Annotated in this window: 4 protein-coding genes; 1 reads left to right on the top strand and 3 read right to left on the bottom strand. The window is 59.0% G+C overall.

All coding sequences use genetic code 11. The features are described 5' to 3' along the window. The coding region (gene gcvP / locus QZ511_RS16255; RefSeq protein ID WP_295804062.1) for an aminomethyl-transferring glycine dehydrogenase at positions 1–2,517 on the top strand (2,517 nt) is incomplete at its 5' end. A gap of 259 nt (positions 2,518–2,776) precedes the next feature. On the opposite strand, the gene QZ511_RS16250 is transcribed toward gcvP, so the two are convergent. From QZ511_RS16250 to purU, 3 genes are all read right to left on the bottom strand, one after another. Next, the gene (locus QZ511_RS16250; RefSeq protein WP_295804061.1) at positions 2,777–3,742 is read right to left on the bottom strand and encodes a phosphoribosyltransferase family protein; all 966 of its coding nucleotides are present in this window, start codon (positions 3,740–3,742) and stop codon (positions 2,777–2,779) included. 172 nt (positions 3,743–3,914) lie between these two features. Next, on the bottom strand, positions 3,915–4,295 hold the full coding sequence (locus tag QZ511_RS16245) for a hypothetical protein (protein ID WP_295804060.1): 381 nt from the start codon (positions 4,293–4,295) through the stop codon (positions 3,915–3,917). An 80-nt stretch (positions 4,296–4,375) separates the two neighbouring features. Then, a partial coding sequence (purU, locus tag QZ511_RS16240; RefSeq protein WP_366935674.1) for a formyltetrahydrofolate deformylase occupies positions 4,376–5,216 on the bottom strand: 841 nt, incomplete at its 5' end.

Here is a 5,216-nt window from a genome sequence, read left to right as displayed (position 1 = left end):
GAGGGCCTGCTGAACTTCCAGCAGATGATCATGGACCTCACCGGCATGGAACTGGCCAACGCCTCCATGCTGGACGAAGGCACCGCCGCCGCGGAAGCCATGTCCATGTGCAAGCGCCAGGTGAAGCGCAACAAATCCAATACCTTCTTTGTGGATCAGGACTGCCACCCGCAGACCATCGCGGTGGTGCAAACCCGCGCCGAGCACTTCGGTTTCGAGGTGACGGTCGGCAACCCGGAAACCGACCTGCCGGAAGAGCTTTTTGGCGCCCTTTTCCAGTATCCGGGCTCCACCGGTGTGGTGCGCGACCTCACCGACCTGATCGCCAAGGTGCACGAAGCCGGCGCCCTGGTCACCGTGGCCGCAGACCTGATGGGCCTGGTAGCGCTCAAGGCACCGGGTGAAATGGGTGCCGACGTGGTAATCGGCACCAACCAGCGCTTCGGTATCCCCATGGGCTACGGCGGCCCGCACGCCGCCTTCTTCGCCTTCCGCGAAGCCTACAAGCGCTCCGCCCCCGGCCGCATCATCGGCGTTTCCGTAGACAGCAAGGGCAAGCGCGCCCTGCGCATGGCGATGCAGACCCGCGAGCAGCACATCCGCCGCGAGAAGGCCAACTCCAACATCTGTACCTCCCAGGTACTGCTGGCGGTGATGAGCGCCTTCTACGCCATCTACCACGGCCCCGAAGGCCTGAAGACCATCGCCGCGCGCATCCAGCGCCTGACCGATATCCTCGCCACCGGCCTGAAAGAAAAAGGCCTGGGCCTGACCCACGACAGCTGGTTCGACACCCTGACCGTATCCGTGGGCGACAAGCAGTCCGCCATCTACGACTGCGCGATCAAGGCCGAGATCAACCTGCGCAAGGTTGGCAGCGACGCCCTGGGTGTCAGCCTGAACGAAACCACCACCCTGCAGGACGTTTCCGAGCTGCTGGACCTTTTCATTGGCGGCGACAACAGCCTGGACCTGGCCAAGATCGACAGCGAGCTGGCCGCCAAGGGCCCCGCCGGTGTACCCGCCGGCCTGCAGCGCAGCAGCGATTTCCTGACCCACCCGGTATTCAATACGCACCACTCGGAAACCGAGATGCTGCGCTACCTGAAGACCCTGGAGTCCAGGGACATTGCGCTCAACCACAGCATGATCCCGCTGGGTTCCTGCACCATGAAGCTGAACGCCACCGCGGAAATGATCCCGGTGACCTGGCCGGAATTCGGCAAGCTGCACCCGTTTGCCCCGGCCGATCAGGCCGAGGGCTACCGCGAGATGTTCACCCAGCTGGAGCAGATGCTGGCCGCCTGTACCGGTTACGACGCCGTCAGCCTGCAGCCGAACGCCGGCTCCCAGGGCGAGTACGCCGGTCTGGTCGCAATCAAGAAATACCTGGAAGCCAAGGGTGAAGGCCAGCGCGATATCTGCCTGATCCCCGCCTCCGCCCACGGCACCAACCCCGCATCCGCGATGATGGTGAGCATGAAGGTGGTAGTGGTTGCCTGTGACAACAAGGGCAACGTGGACATCGAAGACCTCAAGGCCAAGATCGAAGAGCACGGCGATCGCATCGCCGCGCTGATGGTCACCTACCCGTCCACCCACGGCGTGTTCGAGGAAGGCATCCGCGAGATCTGCGAGCTGATCCACAACGCCGGTGGCCAGGTGTACATCGACGGCGCCAACATGAACGCCCTGATCGGCGTCGCGGCGCCGGGCAAGTTCGGCGGTGACGTATCCCACCTGAACCTGCACAAAACCTTCTGTATCCCCCACGGTGGTGGCGGCCCGGGCATGGGCCCGATTGCCGTCGGCGAACACCTGAAGCCCTACCTGGCGGGCCACCCGGTGACCGAAGTACCGGGCAACGACGCCAAGAACGGCACCATTTCCGCGGCACCCTGGGGCTCAGCGAGCATCCTGCCGATCAGCTGGATGTACATCCGCATGATGGGCAAACAGGGCATGCAGCTCGCCACCGAGACCGCGATCCTGAACGCCAACTATGTGGCCAAAAAGCTGAGCGAGCACTACCCGCTGCTGTACAAGGGCAGCAACGGTTTCGTCGCCCACGAGTGCCTGATCGACCTGCGCCCGCTGAAGGAAGTGAGTGGTATTTCCGAGGAAGACATTGCCAAGCGCCTGATGGACTTCGGTTTCCACGCGCCCACCATGTCCTTCCCGGTCGCCGGTACCCTGATGATCGAACCGACCGAGTCGGAAGCCCAGGAGGAGCTGGATCGTTTCGTGGAAGCCATGGCGACCATCCGCCAGGAAGCGGAAGACGTGGCCAGCGGCAAGTACACCGCGGAAGACAACCCGCTGCACAATGCGCCGCACACCCAGGACGACGTCATGACCGACGAGTGGACCCACGCCTACAGCCGCGAGATTGCCGCGCGCCCGGCAGCCTGGCTGAAGCACCACAAGGTGTGGCCGGCGTCCAACCGTATCGACAACGTCTATGGTGACCGCAACCTGATCTGCTCCTGCCCGCCGGTTGAGAGCTATATGGACTGATAGTCCGGATATCGGAAACAAAAAAGCCGGAGCAATGCTCCGGCTTTTTTGTTTCCGCTTTGTTTCCGCAAGGCGGAACCGGCCCCTCGGCAGGGTTTACCCTCAAGCGGCCTGGGCGCCGCGGCAGGAGGCGGATTCCTGCAGTTCGAATTCCTCGGAAAAAAAATTAGCCGGGATCTCGCGAAAGATCCCAGCCTTCCACTCCGCCACCGAGTAACCGTCAGATCACATCAATCACGGTTAACACAAGTGATGCTGTTCATCCTCGGCCAGCGATGCTCTTGATCGCGTAATAGGCATTGTCTCCAATTAGATTACGGAGCTGGAGCTTTAGCTTGGCAAGTCCCATCGACGTCCGGGCAACCATTTTTCCGCCCGTATCCACCTGATTAGAACCTGAGACCACGGATTGCGTTTCAATACAGACTACGGGTCTTTTGCTCAATGCAAAAATTTCCGCAGCAACTGCCGCGTCGCTCTCAATAAACAGGCCAGCACCTGTCTCCTGGTATACACGGGCTTTAAACGCCGGGGAATTCGCATGCTCTTCATCTGACTGCGTCATGATCAACTCACGATACTTCACCCCATACTTCTCCAGCCAAGCCTCGGTTTCAGGTCGATACGTTTCCCGGCGCGAGGTAATCAGCCAACCGATTTCGCCCGATGATGCATGTAGCTGCTCAGCTTCCAGCAGAAACCGACGATACACTTCGTCATTGTCGTACTCATACGCCACTGGGTTACGACAAAACACCTCATCAATATCGACACAGGCATTCCGCAGCACACTGGAATGTAATAGGTTCCACGGGGCAACCAAGGTAGAAGCCAGCTTTTCAAGCACAACATCGACATCCGGGTGCTTTGCAACCGGTGCAAAAACAGCACAGAAGACAACATGGCCTTCCACCCCTTCGAGGTCCTTCCGCGCTTTCTTGAATGCCCGCCCAGACCCTACAGCATCATCGATCACCAGTACCGTTCGATCTGCCGCATGGGCCGCCTCTATATCGGGCGTTTTCTTCGTATCGCCGAAGCCCAACAACCTGCCGGCCTTCAAGCCGTCAATGTCGGTCAAGGGGAGGTTGAGCTGAGTTGCCAGCATCGTTGCAGGGATCATGCCGGAGCGCGGAATTCCAACCACAAGATCAATTTTCTTGGGCAGTTTTCTACGATTTTCCTGCAAGGCGAGGGACATCTGCTGATAATTCACGAATTGCATGTACATTCCTTGTAATATGCGATTGGTACGAAAGAACCACTAACTCCAGTAAAAGTCAAGCAGCACCCGCGCTCCACAAGGAAAAGAAAAACGCGCCATCGTGAAAATTTTTAAGCAATTGTTTAAAACCTAGGCACTGATCCATATGCCTGACTAGAATTCTGCAAGCGCACTATCTTGGGGCGCCTTCACGACCCGCTGCCGCATCCCGACATTCGCCGCGCACTTCGCCGCCCATCTGCGACACCACCCGCTCAATAACAAAATAGCCGTCGCGGCAGAAGCCGGATTCCTGCAGCTTCAATTCCAGCGCGTGATCGAAATTCACTGACCTGCCCGCTCGCGGTTGCCTGCGCATCATTTCCTGTTCGCGCAATATGCCGCGGCGTGTCGTAGGGTTTTCGGTATAGGGGCCGCGCAGTTGCGGCGCAGCCATTTCCAGGGCGTAGGTAAAGCGCTTGGAACCATTGGCAGAGATTTCGGTGTGGAAAGATTCTTTCAGCCCCGGATTCGGCGCCGACGGCTCGCTCGCGCAGGCCGCCAGAGACAACACAACCGAAACACACAAAAACTTCGCGGGCACTCGGCAGAACATTACGCCCCCTTTTACTATTTATCTTTATTTGAAAATCGTTATTTAAAAACAACTGTGCGGTTGCCGTGGATAAACACCCGCTCTTCCAGCACCAGTTGCAGTGCGCGGCTCAGCACCTGCTTTTCCACATCGCGGCCGGCGCTGGCCATGGACTCGGCGGAATAACCGTGGTCCACGTGAATCACATCCTGCTCGATGATCGGCCCCTCGTCCAGGTCGTCGGTGACGAAGTGGGCAGTGGCACCGATGATCTTTACCCCGCGCTCAAACGCCTGCAGGTAGGGTTTGGCACCGATAAATGCAGGTAAAAATGAGTGGTGGATATTGATGATGCGCTTTTTATAGTGCGCAACAAACTGCGGGGTCAGCACGCGCATATATTTGGCGAGAACCAAGTAATCCGGCCCGTAGCCGTCCACCAGCTGCATCACCTGCTCTTCGTGCTGGGCCCGTTCCAGTCCCTCTGCGGGTAACCAGTGAAACGGAATATCGAACTTTTCCACCAGCGGCTGCAGGTCCTGGTGATTGCCGATCACCGCGGCAATCTCCACGTCCAGCGCGCCGGCGTAGCATTTCATCAGGATATCGCCCAGGCAGTGGGCCTCTTTCGTCACCATCAGCACCAGGCGCTTGCGGCCGCTGGCCACCAGTTTGCGCGCGGCACCCTGGGGCAGCGCCATATCCAGGTCTTCCAGCAGGGTGGCATCATTGAAGTTGCCTTCCAGCGCGGTGCGCATGAAGAAGCGGCCCTGGGCGCGGTCGACGAACTCGTCGTTCTTGGTGATGTTGAGCTGGTGCTTGTAGCAGATGTTGGTGATCTTGGCGATCAGCCCCTTGTCGTCCGGGCAGTCCGTTAGCAGTATCTTCTTTTCCATGGCC

Source organism: uncultured Microbulbifer sp. (assembly GCF_913055755.1).
Taxonomy (GTDB): domain Bacteria; phylum Pseudomonadota; class Gammaproteobacteria; order Pseudomonadales; family Cellvibrionaceae; genus Microbulbifer.
The sequence above is the reverse complement of the archived record's forward strand: the minus strand, read 5'-3'. Positions and strand labels throughout refer to the sequence as shown.